This window comes from Pseudoduganella lutea, assembly GCF_004209755.1.
Taxonomy (GTDB): domain Bacteria; phylum Pseudomonadota; class Gammaproteobacteria; order Burkholderiales; family Burkholderiaceae_D; genus Rugamonas; species Rugamonas lutea.
This window is the reverse complement of sequence record NZ_CP035913.1, coordinates 1,993,115-2,009,730: the sequence shown is the minus strand read 5'-3', so window position 1 is coordinate 2,009,730 and position 16,616 is coordinate 1,993,115. Positions and strand designations below refer to the sequence as shown.

Annotated in this window: 17 protein-coding genes and 1 pseudogene; 14 read left to right on the top strand and 4 right to left on the bottom strand. The window is 65.2% G+C overall.

Annotated features, from left to right (window positions below; translation table 11 throughout):
• Positions 1-12: 12 nt before the first annotated feature.
• The gene (locus EWM63_RS08390) at positions 13-873 is read left to right on the top strand and encodes a cytochrome c oxidase subunit 3 (RefSeq protein ID WP_371861201.1); all 861 of its coding nucleotides are present in this window, start codon (positions 13-15) and stop codon (positions 871-873) included.
• Between the two features lie 112 nt (positions 874-985).
• Here the strand turns inward: EWM63_RS08390 and EWM63_RS08385 are convergent, their stop codons facing one another.
• Complete coding sequence (locus EWM63_RS08385; RefSeq protein WP_130186119.1) at positions 986-1,186, bottom strand: twin transmembrane helix small protein; 201 nt, start codon at positions 1,184-1,186, stop codon at positions 986-988.
• 33 nt (positions 1,187-1,219) lie between these two features.
• Between EWM63_RS08385 and EWM63_RS08380 the strand changes: the two genes are divergently transcribed.
• The 6 genes from EWM63_RS08380 (at position 1,220) to EWM63_RS08355 (ending at position 6,333) form a co-directional block, all read left to right on the top strand.
• The gene (locus EWM63_RS08380) at positions 1,220-1,960 is read left to right on the top strand and encodes an SURF1 family protein (protein WP_130186118.1); all 741 of its coding nucleotides are present in this window, start codon (positions 1,220-1,222) and stop codon (positions 1,958-1,960) included.
• Entirely contained in the window at positions 1,938-2,531 is a 594-nt protein-coding gene (locus EWM63_RS08375) for an SCO family protein (protein ID WP_130186117.1), read from the top strand. Before EWM63_RS08380 ends, EWM63_RS08375 begins: the two co-directional genes overlap by 23 nt.
• A gap of 26 nt (positions 2,532-2,557) precedes the next feature.
• Positions 2,558-3,664, top strand: a complete 1,107-nt coding sequence (locus EWM63_RS08370) for a COX15/CtaA family protein (RefSeq protein ID WP_229487806.1) — start codon at positions 2,558-2,560, stop codon at positions 3,662-3,664.
• Positions 3,661-4,554: a heme o synthase gene (gene cyoE, locus EWM63_RS08365; protein ID WP_130186116.1), complete on the top strand. Its 894-nt coding sequence runs from the start codon at positions 3,661-3,663 to the stop codon at positions 4,552-4,554. Before EWM63_RS08370 ends, cyoE begins: the two co-directional genes overlap by 4 nt.
• 1 nt (position 4,555) lies before the next feature.
• The gene (locus EWM63_RS08360; protein WP_130186115.1) at positions 4,556-5,131 is read left to right on the top strand and encodes an SCO family protein; all 576 of its coding nucleotides are present in this window, start codon (positions 4,556-4,558) and stop codon (positions 5,129-5,131) included.
• A 119-nt stretch (positions 5,132-5,250) separates the two neighbouring features.
• Positions 5,251-6,333, top strand: coding sequence for an AI-2E family transporter (locus EWM63_RS08355; protein ID WP_130186114.1), 1,083 nt, complete (start codon positions 5,251-5,253; stop codon positions 6,331-6,333).
• Positions 6,334-6,571: 238 nt separating this feature from the next.
• Here EWM63_RS08355 and EWM63_RS08350 read toward each other — a convergent pair whose 3' ends face one another.
• From EWM63_RS08350 to EWM63_RS08340, 3 genes are all read right to left on the bottom strand, one after another.
• Positions 6,572-7,321 carry a DUF3108 domain-containing protein gene (locus tag EWM63_RS08350; RefSeq protein WP_130186113.1) on the bottom strand — a complete coding sequence of 250 codons (750 nt, stop codon included), beginning with the start codon at positions 7,319-7,321 and terminating at the stop codon, positions 6,572-6,574.
• A 16-nt stretch (positions 7,322-7,337) separates the two neighbouring features.
• Positions 7,338-8,672, bottom strand: coding sequence for a hemolysin family protein (locus EWM63_RS08345; RefSeq protein WP_130186112.1), 1,335 nt, complete (start codon positions 8,670-8,672; stop codon positions 7,338-7,340).
• 214 nt (positions 8,673-8,886) lie between these two features.
• The gene (locus EWM63_RS08340) at positions 8,887-9,789 is read right to left on the bottom strand and encodes a LysR family transcriptional regulator (protein ID WP_130186111.1); all 903 of its coding nucleotides are present in this window, start codon (positions 9,787-9,789) and stop codon (positions 8,887-8,889) included.
• A gap of 260 nt (positions 9,790-10,049) precedes the next feature.
• Here EWM63_RS08340 and EWM63_RS08335 point away from each other — a divergent pair, with 260 nt between their 5' ends.
• From EWM63_RS08335 to EWM63_RS08305, 7 genes and pseudogenes are all read left to right on the top strand, one after another.
• The gene (locus EWM63_RS08335) at positions 10,050-10,625 is read left to right on the top strand and encodes a TerD family protein (protein WP_130186110.1); all 576 of its coding nucleotides are present in this window, start codon (positions 10,050-10,052) and stop codon (positions 10,623-10,625) included.
• A gap of 84 nt (positions 10,626-10,709) precedes the next feature.
• Entirely contained in the window at positions 10,710-11,291 is a 582-nt protein-coding gene (locus EWM63_RS08330) for a TerD family protein (RefSeq protein ID WP_130186109.1), read from the top strand.
• Between the two features lie 273 nt (positions 11,292-11,564).
• Positions 11,565-12,587 carry an ATP-grasp domain-containing protein gene (locus EWM63_RS08325; RefSeq protein ID WP_130186108.1) on the top strand — a complete coding sequence of 341 codons (1,023 nt, stop codon included), beginning with the start codon at positions 11,565-11,567 and terminating at the stop codon, positions 12,585-12,587.
• Positions 12,584-13,762, top strand: a complete 1,179-nt coding sequence (locus EWM63_RS08320; protein ID WP_229487805.1) for a phosphoribosyltransferase domain-containing protein — start codon at positions 12,584-12,586, stop codon at positions 13,760-13,762. The genes EWM63_RS08325 and EWM63_RS08320 overlap by 4 nt, the downstream gene beginning before the upstream one ends.
• Positions 13,755-14,507 carry an HAD family hydrolase gene (locus tag EWM63_RS08315; RefSeq protein ID WP_130186107.1) on the top strand — a complete coding sequence of 251 codons (753 nt, stop codon included), beginning with the start codon at positions 13,755-13,757 and terminating at the stop codon, positions 14,505-14,507. Before EWM63_RS08320 ends, EWM63_RS08315 begins: the two co-directional genes overlap by 8 nt.
• Positions 14,504-15,592, top strand: coding sequence for a cysteine protease StiP family protein (locus tag EWM63_RS08310; protein ID WP_130186106.1), 1,089 nt, complete (start codon positions 14,504-14,506; stop codon positions 15,590-15,592). The genes EWM63_RS08315 and EWM63_RS08310 overlap by 4 nt, the downstream gene beginning before the upstream one ends.
• Positions 15,585-16,549 (top strand): annotated as a pseudogene (locus EWM63_RS08305) (HpcH/HpaI aldolase/citrate lyase family protein). Before EWM63_RS08310 ends, EWM63_RS08305 begins: the two are co-directional and overlap by 8 nt.
• The last annotated feature ends 67 nt before the right edge of the window (positions 16,550-16,616 follow it).

Genomic DNA, 16,616 nt, shown 5'->3' with positions numbered 1-16,616 from the left:
GTTCGCGAGGAGATGATGATGATTTCGAAGCAAGCACCGTATTACTTCGTGCCCGGGCCGTCCCGCTGGCCGATGCTGGCCGGGATCTCGATGCTGGTGACGATGGTCGGCGCGTCGGCCTGGGTCAATGACAGCGCGTGGGGCAAGCTGGTGTGCCTCGTTGGCATCGCCGCGATGCTGGCCGTGCTGTATGGCTGGTTCGGCGACGCGATCCACGAATCCGAAGGAGGGCTGTACAGCAAGCGCATCGACCACTCCTACCGCTGGTCGATGGCCTGGTTCATTTTCTCCGAGGTGATGTTCTTCGGCGCCTTCTTCGGCGCGCTGTTCTACGCCCGCGTGATCTCGATGCCATGGCTGGCCGACCTGGACCACAAGGTGCTGTGGCCCGACTTCTCGGCGCAGTGGGGCAATACCGGCCCGGCCGGCGTGGTCGACAACTTCAACGTCATGGGCCCGTTCCCGATCCCGACGATCAACACGGCGCTGCTGCTGCTGTCGGGTGTCACGCTGACGATCTCGCACCATGCGATCCAGGCCGGCAAGCGCAGCAAGTGCGCAATCTGGCTGGCCGCCACGATCCTGCTGGGCGCCGTGTTCATGGGCTTCCAGGTGTATGAATACATACATGCCTACCAGGACCTGAACCTGAAGCTCACGTCCGGCATCTACGGTTCCACGTTCTTCATGCTGACCGGCTTCCACGGTTTCCACGTGACGATGGGCGCGATCATGCTGGCCGTCGTGCTGTTCCGCGTGATGAAAGGGCACTTCACGCCGGAAAACCACTTCGCGTTCGAAGGCGCCGCCTGGTACTGGCACTTCGTCGACGTCGTGTGGCTGGGACTTTATGTCGTAGTGTACTGGTTGTAAGGCAAGGCTATAATCGCTTCGCCTGGTGGGATGAAAGCCGCAGCGGGCAGCCGTTGCGGCTTTTTGTTTGACCTTCTCCTGTGTGACCTTGTGCGGTTTTGCCCGTCCGGGCTCAGCGAATGCCGGTCGGCTGGATATACCCCATCCGGTTCAGCACGAGGATGATGATGAACAGCGCGATCGAGAAGCCCACGCGCAGCGCCAGGGCGCGCACGGTGCGGGGATTGCCACCCTTGCCGCGCATCAGGTAGAACAGCGCCGAGGCGAGGCTGCCGATAATGAGGATGAAGGCGATGGCGACGAAAATTTTCATGGTGGCGGCACCGAAAGGAAGAGCTTCATTGTAATGCGTATCGGATTCCGTTTTAAGGCCGTGCCGTTCATTGCCACGCTGCTGCTGGTGATACTGGGTATTGCGCTGGGGCGCTGGCAGGATGGCCGCGCCGACGAAAAGATGGCGGTCGCGGCGGAACTGGCCGGCGGCAGCGCCGCCGCGCCCCTGGTGGCCGGCGCTGCGCCCATCGCGCCCGCCGAAGCCCAGTTTCGCCGCGTGTCGGCCACCGGCACGTTCATCACCGGCTGGCCGGTGTACCTGGACAACCGCCCGCATGCGGGCCGCGCCGGCTTCTACGTGCTGATGCCATTTCGCATCGAGGGCACGGCGATGCACGTGCTGGTGGCACGCGGCTGGCTGCCGCGCGATGCGGCCGACCGCCTGCGCATCGCACCGTATCCCACGCCGGCCGGCACCGTCACGATCGAAGGCGTGGCCAAGCCGAATGCCGGGCATGTGATGGAGCTTGGCGAAGCGCCGCCGCTCGTGGCCGGCGCGATCGTGCAGAATGCCGCCGTAGCCCAGGTCGCCGCCGCCAGCGGCCTGCAACTGCACCCTTTCGTGCTCGAGCAAACCTCGGCAGACGGCAGCGAAGGCGTGCTGCTGCGCGACTGGCCGGCCCCCGACCTTGGCGTCGACAAACACCGTGGCTACGCGTTCCAGTGGTATGCGCTGGCGCTGACGGCCTTGATGTTCTTTATCATCAGCGGATTAAGAAGTGGAAAAAGCAGTGGAACAAAAACCAATCAGTAAAAAAGGCGGGCGCTGGAAGCTGTTCGCCGTGCTGGCCGTGTGCGCATCGCCGCTCATCGCTTCCTACTTCATGTACTACGTGGTCAAGCCGACCGGCCGTACCAATTACGGCGCACTGATCGACCCGCGCACCGTGCCGATGCCGGCGATGGCCACGCGCACGCTGGGCGGCGACCCCGTCACGCTCGAATCCCTGGCCGGCAAGTGGATCATGCTGAAGGTCGGCGGCTCCGAGTGCGGCAAGCCTTGCCAGGACCAGCTGTTCACGATGCGCCAGCTGCGCACGATGCAGGGCAAGGAGCGCGACCGTATCGAGCGCGTGTGGCTCATTACCGACGAGCAGCCGCTGGAAACGGTGCTGCTGCGCGTGAACGATGGCACGCGGATGCTGCGCGCACCCGGCGACGCCGTCTACAAATGGCTGCCGGTGGAAGCGGGCGGCAACGCGCAGGATCACATCTACATCATCGACCCGCGTGGCAACCTGATGATGCGCTTCCCGAAGAATCCCGATCCGACGAAGATGAAGAAGGATATCGGCAAGCTGCTCAAGGCGTCGGCGATCGGGTAACGGCGCGGCCGGACAAAGGAAACACGATGCTTCACACCACGCTGGCCCAGATGGCCATCACCGCCCTGATCGTCGCGCTGCTGCCGCTGTCGATCGTCTTCATTTCGAAGGATGTCAACAAGTACCGCAAGCTGGTGTGGATCAGTGTCTTCATCACGTTCGACCTGATCGTGTTCGGCGCATTCACCCGCTTGACCGACTCGGGCCTGGGCTGCCCCGACTGGCCCGGCTGCTACGGCCTGGCCAACCCGTTCCTCGCGCACGAGGAGATCCGCGCCGCCGAGGCGCTGATGCCGAGCGGCCCGGTGACGATGTTCAAGGCCTGGGTCGAGATGATCCACCGCTACTTCGCCATGGCCATCGGCGTGCTGATCATGGCCATGATGGCCGTGGCGTGGTACCGCTGGCGCCGCGAGCGCAAGGCCGGCTACCATCCCGGCTATCCCACGCTGCTGTTCGTCTTCGTCTGCATCCAGGGCGCCTTCGGCGCGTGGACCGTCACGCTGAAGCTGCAGCCGGTGATCGTCACCATCCACCTGCTGCTGGGCATGGGGCTGCTGGCGCTGCTCGCATGGTTCGGCGGCCGGCAGGACAACGCGATGACACCTTTCGGCCGGGCTGGCGTGCCGGCCCCCACACTACGCACCATCCGGCGGCTCGCGGCACTGTCGGGCCTTGTCGTGCTGGTGCAGCTGTTCCTCGGTGGCTGGGTCAGCACCAATTACGCCACGCTGGCCTGCATGGAATTCCCGCTGTGCGGCGGCAAGGTGGTCCCGGACATGGATTTCGAACATGGCTTCCACCTGTGGCGCGAACTGGGCAAGACCAAGGCCGGCCATTACCTGCCATTCTCGGCGCTCACGGCGATCCACTGGGTGCACCGCAACTTCGCGCTCGTCGTCGTGCTCGTGCTGGGCTACACGTGCTGGAAGGCGTGGCGGGTGCCGTTGCTGCGCAAACCGGTGAAGGGCATCGCCATCGTCATGGTGCTGCAGCTGCTCACCGGCGTGGCCACGATCTACCTGAATTTCCCGCTGACGATCGCCGTGCTGCATAACGCCGGCGCGGCGGCCCTCGTGCTGTTGCTGACCATGGTAAACTATCGGGCCAGTTTTTCGACCCCCACTCCATGACCGCCCAAGCCGCCGCCCACCGCCAGACCAGCCGCATCGCCCAATACTGGGCGCTGACGAAGCCGCGCGTCACCCAACTGGCCGTGTTCTGCGCCGTGATCGGGATGTTCCTCGCCACCGACGAGTTGCCGGACTGGCGCGTGGTGGTGGCCGGCACGATCGGCATCTGGCTGCTGGCCGGAGCCGCGTTCGCCGTCAACTGCCTGGCCGAGCGCGAGATCGACGCGCGCATGGCGCGCACTGCGCGCCGGCCCATGGCGCGTGGCGAAATCACGCCGACACAGACGATGATCTTTTCGAGCATCATCGGCGGCGCCGGCATGTGGATCCTGTATGCGCTGGTGAACCCGCTGACGATGTGGCTCACCTTCGTCACCTTCGTCGGCTATGCCGTCATCTACACGATGATCCTGAAGCCGGCCACGCCGCAGAACATCGTCATCGGCGGCCTGTCGGGCGCGATGCCGCCGGCGCTGGGCTGGGCTGCCATCGCCAACGAGGTGCCGATGCAGGCCTGGCTGCTGGTGCTGATCATCTTCCTGTGGACGCCGCCGCATTTCTGGGCGCTGGCGCTGTATCGCCGCGACGATTACGCGAAGTCCGGCCTGCCGATGCTGCCCGTCACGCATGGCATGGCGTTCACGCAATTCCACGTGTTCCTGTATTCGATCGCGCTGGCGGCCACCACGCTGCTGCCGTTCGCCGTGGGCATGAGCGGCCTGATCTACCTGGTCAGCGCCATCGTGCTCGACGCCGTCTTCCTGTGGTATGGCTGGCGCATCTGGCGCAACTACAGCGACCTGCTGGCCCGCAAGGCCTTTGCCTTCTCGATCCTGTACCTGGCGTTGCTGTTCGGCGCGCTGCTGCTCGATCACTACATCCGGATCTGACATGAAAAAACTGCTTGCCGCGCTGTTCTTCCTGAGTATCCTCGTGGGCTGTGCCGAAAAGAAGGCCAGCTTCGTCAACACCGACATCACCGGTCTCGATTATGCCAAGGGCTTTTCGCTGAAGGACCACAATGGCAAGCCGGTCACGCTGGAGACCTACAAGGGCAAGGTGGTGGTGATGTTCTTCGGCTTCACGCAATGCCCGGACGTGTGCCCGACGACGATGGCGGAAATGGCCGCGGTGATGAAGGAGCTGGGCCCGCAGGCAAGCGACGTGCAGGTGCTGTTCGTGACGCTCGACCCGGAGCGCGACACACCGGAACTGCTGAAGCAGTACGTGCCGGCCTTCGACCCGCGCTTCACTGGCCTGTACGGCACGCCGGCCGAAATCGCGCAGACCGCCAAGGAATTCAAGGTGTTCTACAAGAAGGTGCCGGGCCAGGACCCGGCCAACTACTCGATCGACCACACGGCGGGCAGCTACGTGTTCGACAAGCAGGGCAAGGTGCGCCTGTTCCTGCGCCATGCGCAGGGCACCAAGCCGGTGGTGCACGATCTGAAGCAGCTGCTGTCCTGATCTTCCTCCTGTAATTCCCCATGTTGCGGCCCGCCACGGCGGGCCGCTGCCTTTCCGATAACCTTGCATCCTTTGCAGGCCGCCCCCATCTGCCAGGCAAACCTGGAGGATGCCGCCGCATGGAAAAGCGCTTTCAACCCTATACCCGCCTCGCGGCGATCGTATTCCTCGTCGTCGGCTGCCTGTGGGTGCTGCGGCCATTCCTGCCCGCCGTGCTGTTCGCCTGCGCGATCACGATTTCCAGCTGGCAGCTGTATGTGCGCCTGCTGGACAGGCTGAAAGGCCACCGCACGCTGGCGGCCACCGTGATGACGGTATCGCTGGTCCTCGTGATCATCCTGCCGCTGGCCCTCGTCACGTGGAACGTGGCGGACAATGCCGGCAACGTCTACCGCGCGCTGCGCGATGCGCTGGCTTCCGGCACGATGGCGGCGCCGGACTGGCTGCGCGGCATCCCCGTCGTCGGCGACACCGTCTTCCAATACGTGCAGAACCTGATCAGCAGCCGCGAGCAACTGATCGACACGGCCAAGCGCTTCATGGAACCTGCGCGCCATTTCCTGCTGGGCGGTGGCCTCGTGCTGGGCAGCGGCGTGGCGCAGGTGAGCCTGGCGGCATTCGTGAGCTTCTTCCTGTACCGCGATGGCCATACGCTGCTGAAGGCGCTGTCGATCGGCATGGACAAGATCATGGGCGAGCATGCGCTGGAAGTGGCCGACACCGTCAGCCGCACCGTGCGCGGCGTGATGTACGGCCTGCTCGGCACCGCGCTGGCGCAGGCCTTCGTCGCCGCCGCCGGCTTCATGATCGCCGGCGTGCCGGCCGTGGCGCTGCTGGCCGTGGCCACGTTCCTGTTTTCGCTGATTCCCGTGGGCCCGCCACTGATCTGGGGCGGCGCGGCAATCTGGCTGTTCTACCAGGGCAGCACCGGCTGGGCGATCTTCATGGTGGTGTGGGGCGTGTTCCTGATCAGTGGCGTCGACAATGTCGTCAAGCCCGTGCTGATCAGCCGCGGTTCCAGCCTGCCGTTCCTGCTCGTGCTGCTGGGCGTGCTGGGCGGCGTGATCGCGTTCGGCTTCGTCGGCCTGTTCATCGGCCCCACGCTGCTTGCCGTCGCTCTCGGCTTGCTGCGCAACTGGACCAACGTCAATCCCGTCACGCCCCACCGGCCGGGGCGCGAGCAGGGCGAAGCGGCGCCGTGAACGAAACCGGTGCCAGAGACTGATGCCGTTCAGATAAGCAGCATTCGGCGTTATCGATAACGTTTGCTTGGTGTCGAACATTTTTTCCGGGCGCTTCATCCGGAAAAAGTGTGCGACACCGGTTTTCCTCTCAGGCCTCAGCAACATCATGCGAAAACCGGTGTCCGACACTATTTTCCGGAAAGATCACCCGGAAAATAGTGTCGGACACCAGGTGCTTCCGATTTCTCCAGCATGTTCAGTCCAGCAGGGTCTTGACCAGCGTGCGGCCGTCGGGCAGGGCGCTTTCCTGCCTGACCATCAGCTGCGTGCCCTTGGCGTACCAGAATTTCGACACGCTGCCCGGCTGGTTGTAGTCGGTGGTGACGATCCAGCAGTCGACGGGGCCCGCGGGGCCGGCGATGGCTTCGCTGCCGGTCACGCGGAACGTGTAGCGGGCCGGCGCCGTGGCCCCGCCGGCGTGGTAGAACACGACCTGCGCCTCGTAGCCGTCGGCCAGCGGCAGCGCCTGGATGAATTCCATGTCGGCCTCGAAGTTGAAGGCCGGCTCCTTCGTGTCGACCGTCAGGTTCTTCTGCGAGTTGTCCCGCAGGTCCGCCATGCCGCTGATTTTGTCCGGCGCGAAGGCAAAGCCTTCCACGGTCTTGCGGCCATTCTTTTCCGTGATGCGCACATGCGTCAGCGGGCGGAAGGTGCCCGTCTCGAACGTGGATTCGAGCCGCTTGACGGAAGGCGCCTTGCCCACCGCATCCCAGCGCTGGCGCAACTGCATCTGCTTGCCGTCGAAATGGATGTCGCGCTGCCAGATGTCGAGCGCCAGGTTGCCGTCGGCCGAGCGCAGGTAGCGCAGGTAGCGGTGGCTGCCTTCCTTGAGCAGGTGGAAGCGGGGCAACTGTGTGCCCACTTCCACGTACTGCGGGGCGGCGTGGGCCAGCACGGAGGCGGCCAGCAGCGTGGCGCCCAGCAGGGTAATTCGGCAATGCGGCATGCGGATTCCTTTCAGTTCAGTCCTGTTCATCCTCGGCGGTGCGCGGCATGCGCGGGATGACTTTCACCAGCAGGATGCGCGGGCCGTTCATCTTGCGCACCACGATGTCGAACGCGTTGAAGCTCACGCGCTGGCCCTGCTTCGGGATATCGCCCAGCTTCAGCATGATCAGGCCGCCCACCGATTCCACCTCGTCCAGGCCCAGCTCCTCGTTCTCGATGTCGATGCCCAGCACGCGTTCCAGCGAGAAGATCGGCAGGCTGGCCTTGCCGATCAGCGAGCCGTCATCGCCTTTCAGCCAGTCGTTCTCGTTCAGGCGGAATTCATCGTGGATCTCGCCCACCATCGCGCCCAGCAGGTTGTCCAGCGTCAGGAAGCCCACCGGGCGCTTGCCTTTTTCGCCGATCAGCGCGAAGTGCGGGGCGCCTTCGCGGAAGCGGCGGAACAGTTCGATCGCCGGCGTGCGCGCGGAAATCGTCTCCACGGGGCGCAGGAATGGCGTGAACGACTTGATCGGCTTGCCGCTCTGCTGGGCGAAGAACAGGTCTTTCAGGTGCACGATGCCGAGCACCGATTCATCGCTGTCGAAATAGGGATAGCGCGAAAAGCGGTTGCGCACCACGGTTTCCAGGTTCGCTTCGAGCGTGCGCGACGCATGCAGCGCGATCACCTCGTTGATGGGCCGCATCAGGTCCGAGACGCGCAACTGCGAGAAATCGAGCGTGTTGGCCAGGATGTTGCGCTCGTCCTTGTCGAACTGCTCGCCCGGCTTGCTGGTGCGAAGGATCAGCTTCAGTTCTTCGGTCGAATAGTGCGAATCGTGACCACCCGGTCCGCGCAGGCCGGCCAGGTGGAGCACCATGTTGGCGCTCTTGTTCAGCACCCAGATCGCCGGGTACATCATCCAGTAGAAGCCATACAGCGGCACCGCGCACCAGACGGCCACCGCTTCAGGCACGCGGATGGCGAGCGATTTCGGCGCCAGTTCGCCGACCACGATGTGCAGGAACGAAATCGTGACAAAGGCGAACACGAACGAGATGCCGTGCAGGATTTCGGGAGACGTGACGCCGACCGCGGTCAGCAGCGGCTCGAGCAGGCCGGCGAACGCCGGTTCGCCGATCCAGCCCAGCCCCAGCGAAGCCAGCGTGATGCCCAGCTGGCAGGCCGAAAGGTAGGCATCGAGCTCGCCATGTACTTTTTCAAGGATGCGGCCCCGCAAGCCCTGTGTCTTCGCGATGGCGCGCACGCGGGTGCGACGCAGTGTCACGATACCGAACTCGGCGGCAACGAAAAAACCGTTCAGTGCAACGAGAAGGAGGGCAAACAGGACCAGCAAAAGGTTGTGCATAAGGCACACCCAGGACTGCTTCCGTCACGGCGCAGCATGGTCGCGCGTGGTGCGGAATTCTCCGGGGCGGGTAGTTAAAACATACATATTATCCGACGGGCACATACCCCAGCGCAAATTTCACTCCTGCAATGGCCCACGGTGCCTCACGCTTCCGGCATCGCTCCGGTTGCCTTGCAGGTCGCCAGCAGCGTATAGCCGCCCGGCAGCGAGGCTACACCGTGAACAGCCCCGTGTTCGCGGCCATGATCGCTTCCACTGCCGGGTGCTTGATGCGCCGTTCGCTCGAGATCGCATAGAACTGTTCGCGCAGTTCGGTGGCGGCGCCGGCGGGCACGGCGCCAAACTGCGCCTCGATGTCTGCCGCCAGGCCGGCGGGGGCGAAGAACAGGCCCAGGCCGTCGCGCGCAAAGGTGGTCAGCATCGCGTTGTCCTCGAATTCACCCACCACGTCGGGGCGGACGTCGTGCTTCAGCAGCCATTCGTCGATGCGGCCGCGCAGCGCGTTGTTCCGCGTCGGCAGCAGCATCGGCGCGTGGTGCAGGTTGCGGGGGAAATCACCGCCATGCCTGTCCACCAGGTCGGGCCGGCCGAACAGCATCATCTCGCTCTCGCCCAGCAGGTGGTTGTACACGCGCAGGCTGGCCGAGGCGCGCACCGAGCGGTCCGTCAGCACCACGTCGAGCTTGTGCAGCGCCAGGTCGGCCAGCAGCGATTCGAATTCGCGCTCCACGCAGATCAGCTTGACCGGCACCTTCATGTCGAACGCCGCGCGCAGCAGGCGGTAGGCGATCAGCTTCGGCAACGAGTCCGAGATGCCCACGGTCAGCCGCGTGCGCCCCGCGTCGGCCTCGTTCAGCGCTTCCTGCATGCGGTCGCCCAGCTCGAAGATCTGCTCGGCATACGTGAGCGCCACGCGGCCTGCCTCGGTCGGAACCAGGCGGCGGCCCTGCTGCGTCAGCAACTGCTTGCCCACCGATTGTTCGAGCGCCGACAGCTGCGCGCTGACGGTCTGGATGGCCAGGCCCAGCCGCTCGGCCGCCCGCGTGACGCTGCCCTCCGCGGCCACCACGCGGAAGAAGTACAAGTGGCGAAAGTTGATTCCGCTGGTTTTCATGATTTCGGCTTTTACGAAGTGAAGTTCACATTATCTTCTATTTTTCAATTGGCGGAAACTCTCTACACTGCATGCATTGATTGAGCAACAAGACAAAGCAACAAGGCGGTTGAGGAAGAACAAGCGGGCCGTGGGCAAACCACCGAATGGCCCGTGACGAAAGGGGCGGGAGCCCGCCCACGACGAATCGCGGCGCGCTACATGACACCAGTCGCGCCGGATATGCAAAAGGTGTCCTACTAAACGAAGGAGTAACGATCATGGCAATCAGTCTGCAAAAAGGCGGCAACGTCAACCTGTCCAAGGAAGCTCCGGGTCTGTCGCAACTGACGATCGGCCTGGGCTGGGACGTACGCACCACCGATGGTGCCGCATTCGACATCGACAGCTCGGCATTCGTGCTGAAGGCCGACGGCAAGGTGCGCAACGACCAGGACTTCATCTTCTACAACAACCTGAAGACCGCCGACGGCGCCGTGGTGCACTCGGGCGACAACCGCACCGGCGAAGGCTCGGGTGACGACGAGACCGTGAGCGTCGACCTGGCCAAGGTGCCGGCCGAAGTGGACCGCATCGCCGTCTGCGTGACGATCCACGATGCCGATGCCCGCCGCCAGAATTTCGGCCAGGTACAGAAAGCGTTCGTGCGCTGCGTGAACGCCGCCAGCGGCGCCGAAGTGGCACGCTATGACCTGTCCGAAGACAGCTCGACGGAAACGGCAATGGTGTTCGGCGAACTGTATCGCAACGGCAGCGACTGGAAATTCCGCGCTGTCGGCCAGGGCTTCGCCGGTGGCCTCGGCGCCCTGGCAACGAGCTACGGCGTGGCGGTCTAAGGATTGCCAGCGGGCGGCCGCCGGCCGCCCGCAAAATGAAGCAGTGACCATGCAGCAAACAAGCAGTGAAAAAAGGAGCAAATCATGTCAGTGAATTTGAGTAAGGGCCAGAAGATCTCTCTGGACAAGGAAGCCGGCGGCGCGTTGTCGCAAGTGACGATGGGCCTGGGCTGGGATTCCGTCAAGAGCAAGGGCTTCCTCGGCTTTGGCAGCAAGAGCGCCGACATCGACCTGGATGCCTCGTGCCTGCTGTTCGACGAGGCCAACAAGCCGGTCGACACGGTGTGGTTCCGCCAGCTGAAAAGCCGCGACGGCAGCGTGGTGCACTCCGGTGACAACCGCACCGGCGCCGGCGATGGCGACGACGAGCAGGTCACCGTCAACCTGCAGCAGGTACCGGCCAACGTGAAGAGCATCGTCTTCACGGTGAACAGCTTCACCGGCCAGAGCTTCGCCCAGGTGCAGAACGCCTACTGCCGCCTGCTGAACGCGAAGGACGGCAAGGAAGTGGCGCGCTTCGACCTGTCCGTGCAGGGCTCGCACAGTGCCCAGATCATGGCCAAGCTGTACCGCCACAACGGCGAATGGAAGATGCATGCGATCGGTGAAAACGGCACCGGCCGCACCTTCGACGAATTGCTGCCGCAAGTCGCCCAGCACCTGTAAGCACCAGTCGACACACGTCGACATCTGACGGCAACAGCAGCAAGCAAGTCGCGGCGGCCCGGCGCCGCCGCGCGAGAATATGCAGTAACCCGAATGCCGCAGTACCCGAATGCAGTATGTACCGTGTTTCACCTGCGCCTGCCCCATGGCGCGCTTCCCTTTGCGGTGGTCCGGTCAACCGGCCACCGCTTTTTTTGCTTTTTTGATTTATTCTCGAGGTCTCCACGCCCCCGCGCCACGCGGCCCGCGGCCGATCATTCGAAGTGAGGACATATGCGAGTCTGGTACAACCGAACGTTTTCATCGATCTACAACGCGATGACGCTGATCCGGCAGCACGACCGCGCCGGGCGGTATCACCTGCTGTACTCGGCCGGCAGCAGGACCGTTGCCGCGAACGCGGCCCACCAGTTCGAAGTGGAACCGCCGCTGAAGGGCGATGACTACCTGGAATGGTGCCTCGAATTCTGCCAGCGATGGGACATCGGCATTTTCGTTCCCCATCGGGAAGCGGCACTGGTCAGCGGCGCGCGGGAGCGCTTTGCCGCCATCGGCACGCGTGTGCTGGCGGTGGCCAGCCCCGACGTGCTCGCGCTGCTGCACGACAAGGAACGTTTCTACGCGACCGTCGACCTGCCCGTTGCCGCGCCGCCGGAAACCGTGCCGTTCACCACGGCGGCACAATTCGATGCCGGTTATGCCGCGTTGCGGGCCAGATATCCGAAACTGTGCGTGAAGCCATCGAAGTCCGTCTACGGCCTGGGTTTCGCCGAGCTCGATGAAGGGCGCAACAGCGCGCAGATCCTGATGGCCGGCGACCAGTACCAGATCGGCCTGGACGATTTCCGTTCCGGGCTCGCCGGCCTGGGAGAGTTCCGCACGATGCTGCTGATGGAATTCCTCGAAGGCCTGGAATACAGCGTGGACTGCGTTGCCGACGATGGGCGCCTCGTTTGCGCCGTGCCACGCCGCAAGCTGACCAAGCCGGGGGCCGGCCAGGTGGTCGACCCACAGCCGGTGATCCTCGACGCGGTGGCGAAACTGGCGTCCGACTATGGCCTGAACGGCGTGTTCAACGTGCAGTTCCGCGAGAGCGGCGGCCGCATGCGGCTGCTGGAAATCAATCCGCGCATGTCCGGCGGTGTCGGCATGGCGTGCATGGCGGGGCCGGCGTTGCCCTGGCTGGCGCTTGCCGGCTTCGACCGGGGCTATGAGCACCTGGATATTCCGCCCGTGCGCGCCGGCATCCGTGTCGGCGAGTGGCAGCACGCCATCGAAATAGAAGGCGCCCAATGAACGACCGCACGATGGGCGACTGGCACGCATCGGACAGCCGCGAGGTCGCGATGCCGACCGGCGTGCTGGCCGTGCGCACGGAGCCGGGCCCGTATCCGCTGGATGCGCTGCTCGGTTTCGGCGCGCGCGCCAATGCGAAACGCGGCTTCCTGTTCGTCAGCAAGGTACTGGGCAAGCACTGGCCATCGCGGCCCGGTGCCATGCGCGAGCTGCACGACGCGCTCGCCGCCCGCCTGCCTGCCGCGCTGCCGGGGCCCGTGGTCTTCATCGCCATGGCCGAAACGGCGATCGGCCTGGGGCAGGGCGTGTTCGAGGCCCACCTGCGCCGCCATCCCGAAGGCACAGCGCTGTTCCTGCACACCACACGCTATCGCATCGATGGCGCGCCGCTGGTCGAATTTGCCGAGCCGCACAGCCACGCGCCGCGACAGTTCCTGCACCTGCCTACCGATCCGGCACTGCACGAGCTGTTCATGCGGGCGCGCTCGCTCGTGCTCGTCGACGACGAAGCCAGCACCGGCACCACGTTCCGCAACCTGGCGGCTGCCTGCCGCGCGCTCAATCCGGCGCTGGCCCATGTCCACCTGGCCACGCTGACCGATTTCATGGGCGCGGGCGCGGGCGACGCACTGGCCGAAGCCATCGGCTTGCCCGTCACGCAGGGCGCCGCGCTGCGCGGCAGTTACACCTTCGCCGCCGGTGCCAGCTTCCCCGAGACCGCGCTGGCACAGGTGGTCGGCGCGGCCGACGGTGTCGCGGTGGGGGGCGCCTTCGGCCGCACCGGGCTGCTGCGGCCCCTGTCCATCCCCGCCGCCACGGTCGATGCGCTGGCCTCAGGCATCGGAGCCGGCGAGCGCGTGCTGGTGCTGGGAACGGGTGAATTCATGCATGCGCCATTCCTGCTGGCCGGCGCCCTGGAAGCGCGCGGCATCGAGGTCGCCGTGCAGTCGACCACCCGCTCGCCGATCCTCGAATGGGGAGCGATCGGCAGCCGGCTCGCATTCGCCGACAATTATGGCGAGGGCATCGCCAACTATGTCTACAACGTTCGGCCGGGCCAGTATGCGCACGTGTTCATCTGCCACGAAACGCCGGCTGGGGAGGCATTGCGCGACCTGGCCGGCCAGGTCGGCGGCCGCCTCGTGCATTTCCGATCGGAGAGCGACATTGCATAAATTCCTGTTCGTCGACCTGGACGACACGCTGTTCCACTCGCTGGCGAAATGCGATCCGCGCGATGCGCTGCAACCGATCGCCTTCCTGAAGGACGGTTCGGCGAACTCGTACACGAACGGCCGCCAGCGCGCCTTTCTCGACATGGTCGGGCAGGGCATGACGCTGATTCCCACCACGGCGCGCGACCGCGATGGCCTGGCGCGTGTCGACTACCCGTTCACGCATTGCCGGATCATCGATTTCGGCGGCATCATCCTGGCGCCGGACGGCACGCCCGACCCGGTCTGGCTGGCGCGCATGGGCGACGACATGGCCACGGCCTTGCCGGGATTGCGCGAAGTGCTGGCCGCCATCGACCACTACGCGCGACAGGCCGGTATGCCGGCGCGGGTGCGCCTGGTGGAAGACCTTGGCCTGCCGTTCTACGTGAATGTCAAGGACGCGGAAAAGAACCTTGACCGGCTCGACGCGATCGAGCGCGAGGTGGTGGTGCCATGGCTCGCCGCGCAAGGGCGCGAGTTCTGCCTGCACCGCAACGGCAACAACCTGGCCGTGCTGCCGAAGCGGCTGAACAAGGCGCGCGCGGTTGAATACCTGCAGGCCCGCCTGCGCGACGAGCACGGCGAGATCATGACCTTCGGCATGGGCGACAGCAGCACCGACGCGCGCTTCATGGCCGCCTGCGACTACGCGATCATCCCGCGCGGCACGCAACTGTCGGCATTGACGCTGGGGGTGCTATGAACGATTTCTCCGGAAGCTACCGGCAGGGCGACGTGCGCTTCCTGCTCCGCCGCCTGCCCGGCCATTCCTTCACATCGGTCGAGGAGAAGGAAGCGCTGATCCAGTCCGGCCGCCGGCACTACAGCGAAATGCTGTCGGCGGAATCGCTGCCGTCGAGCCGACACATGGCGCTGTTCGACGCGGCATGCCTGGCCAACCGCGGCCGGATGGCGGCCGATTGCCTGCGGCTGGCGCACCTGATCGCGGCGCGGCGCGCCGGCCAGGTCACACTGGTGTCGCTGGCCCGCGCCGGCACGCCGGTCGGCGTGATCCTCAAGCACCTGCTCGAGCAGGTGCTGCACCGCGACGTGGTCCATTATTCGGTATCGATCGTGCGCGACCGGGGCATCGACGCGGCGGCGCTGCGCACCATCCTGGCGCGCCACGTGCCGGCATCGATCGTGTTCGTCGACGGCTGGACCGGCAAGGGCGTGATTGCCCGCGAACTCGAACGGTCGGTCGGGGAATTCAACGTGCGCCACCGCGTGCGGCTCGATACCGGCCTCTATGTGCTGTCCGACCTGGCCGGTGCCGCCGCCTGCGCCAGTTCGGACGCCGATTACCTGATCCCGTCGAGCATCCTGAATGCCACCGTGTCCGGGCTGGTCAGCCGCACCGTCGTGAACAGCAACGGCGATCACGACGATTTCCATGGCTGCCTGTATTACCAGGAGTTCGCCGCGCACGACCGGTCGCGCGGCTTTGCCGACGATATCGTCGCCGCCGCGCTGGAGATCGCCGCGGCCGGCGAGCTGGCCCCGGTGCCGCTGGACCGGGCGCGCGCGGCCGCCACGTCGCGCGCCTGCCTGCGCGAGATCGCGCAGCGCTACGATATCGCCGACGTCAACCTCATCAAACCCGGTATCGGCGAAGCGACGCGGGTGCTGCTGCGGCGGGTGCCGCGGCTGCTGATCCTGCGCGATCCCGATGCCGCCGACGTCGCGCACCTGAACCTGCTGGCGCAGGAAAAAGGCGTTCCCGTCGTTGTCGACCGCACATTGCCCTACCAGGGCGTTTCACTGATCAGGAGGGAAGGCGATGCATGAAAAACCCATCGGCGCGTCGCTGTACGTGCCGGCCACGCACAAGGACCTGACCGCGATCGCCGATGGCGACCGGATGCCGGCCCTGCGCTCGGTCATCTTCTGCACCGAGGATGCGGTGGCCGAGCGCGAGCTGGAAACGGCGCTGGCCAGCCTGGCCAGAACGCTGGCGGCCATGCGCGCCCATGCGCGGCTCGACCGCTTCGTCCGCGTGCGCAATACGGCAGTACTGGCGCGCGTGCTGGCGATGCCCGGCGCGGACAAGCTGGCCGGCTTCGTGATCCCGAAGGCCACGCGCGACAACCTCGACGAGTACATGCGCCTGCTGGGGGCACGAAGCACCTGCTGATGCCCACGCTGGAAACGGCCGAGGTGTTCGACCCGGCGGAAATGCGCGCACTCCGTGTGCGCCTGTGCGCGCCCGACATCGCCCACCGCATCCTGGCGCTGCGGATCGGCGGCAACGACCTGCTGGCGCTGCTGGGACTGCGCCGCTCGCGCGACATGACGATCTACCAGTCGCCGCTGGGCCCCGTGATCGCCAGCCTCGTGACCACGTTCCGCCCCCACGGCCTGCGCCTCACGTCGCCCGTGTTCGAGCACCTGGATTGCCCGGCGTTGATGGCGCAGGAAGTGCAGCAGGACATCGCCTACGGCATGGTGGGCAAGACCGCGATCCATCCGTCGCAGATCGAACCGATCGAGCAGCACTTCCGGGTGCAGCCCAAGGAGGTAGCGATGGCCCTGCGCATCCTGGACCGGGACGCCCCCGCCGTGTTCAAGCTCGACGATTCGATGTGCGAAGTGGCCACGCACCGCAACTGGGCCAATGCCGTCATTGCCCGTGCCAGCCGGTTCGGCACGCATGCGGTCGCAGCCCCCGCGGATGAGCCGGAAACCGGGGCCAGCTGGCGATCGGCAAGCGACAGTGGCATCGATGGTTCGGTTTTTGCGAAGTGAGCTTCACATGAACTCTGGTTTTCCAATTGCTTGCCAGGCTCTACACTGCATGATGTCGATCAAATAT

What these genes read in the sequence shown, in the direction of transcription:
- EWM63_RS08390 (WP_371861201.1), top strand. Translation starts at nt 13, where the DNA reads ATGATGATGATTTCGAAGCAAGCACCGTATTACTTCGTGCCCGGGCCG.
- EWM63_RS08385 (WP_130186119.1), bottom strand. Translation starts at nt 1,186, where the DNA reads ATGAAAATTTTCGTCGCCATCGCCTTCATCCTCATTATCGGCAGCCTC.
- EWM63_RS08380 (WP_130186118.1), top strand. Translation starts at nt 1,220, where the DNA reads ATGCGTATCGGATTCCGTTTTAAGGCCGTGCCGTTCATTGCCACGCTG.
- EWM63_RS08370 (WP_229487806.1), top strand. Translation starts at nt 2,558, where the DNA reads ATGCTTCACACCACGCTGGCCCAGATGGCCATCACCGCCCTGATCGTC.
- cyoE (WP_130186116.1), top strand. Translation starts at nt 3,661, where the DNA reads ATGACCGCCCAAGCCGCCGCCCACCGCCAGACCAGCCGCATCGCCCAA.
- EWM63_RS08360 (WP_130186115.1), top strand. Translation starts at nt 4,556, where the DNA reads ATGAAAAAACTGCTTGCCGCGCTGTTCTTCCTGAGTATCCTCGTGGGC.
- EWM63_RS08355 (WP_130186114.1), top strand. Translation starts at nt 5,251, where the DNA reads ATGGAAAAGCGCTTTCAACCCTATACCCGCCTCGCGGCGATCGTATTC.
- EWM63_RS08350 (WP_130186113.1), bottom strand. Translation starts at nt 7,321, where the DNA reads ATGCCGCATTGCCGAATTACCCTGCTGGGCGCCACGCTGCTGGCCGCC.
- EWM63_RS08345 (WP_130186112.1), bottom strand. Translation starts at nt 8,672, where the DNA reads ATGCACAACCTTTTGCTGGTCCTGTTTGCCCTCCTTCTCGTTGCACTG.
- EWM63_RS08340 (WP_130186111.1), bottom strand. Translation starts at nt 9,789, where the DNA reads ATGAAAACCAGCGGAATCAACTTTCGCCACTTGTACTTCTTCCGCGTG.
- EWM63_RS08335 (WP_130186110.1), top strand. Translation starts at nt 10,050, where the DNA reads ATGGCAATCAGTCTGCAAAAAGGCGGCAACGTCAACCTGTCCAAGGAA.
- EWM63_RS08330 (WP_130186109.1), top strand. Translation starts at nt 10,710, where the DNA reads ATGTCAGTGAATTTGAGTAAGGGCCAGAAGATCTCTCTGGACAAGGAA.
- EWM63_RS08325 (WP_130186108.1), top strand. Translation starts at nt 11,565, where the DNA reads ATGCGAGTCTGGTACAACCGAACGTTTTCATCGATCTACAACGCGATG.
- EWM63_RS08320 (WP_229487805.1), top strand. Translation starts at nt 12,584, where the DNA reads ATGAACGACCGCACGATGGGCGACTGGCACGCATCGGACAGCCGCGAG.
- EWM63_RS08310 (WP_130186106.1), top strand. Translation starts at nt 14,504, where the DNA reads ATGAACGATTTCTCCGGAAGCTACCGGCAGGGCGACGTGCGCTTCCTG.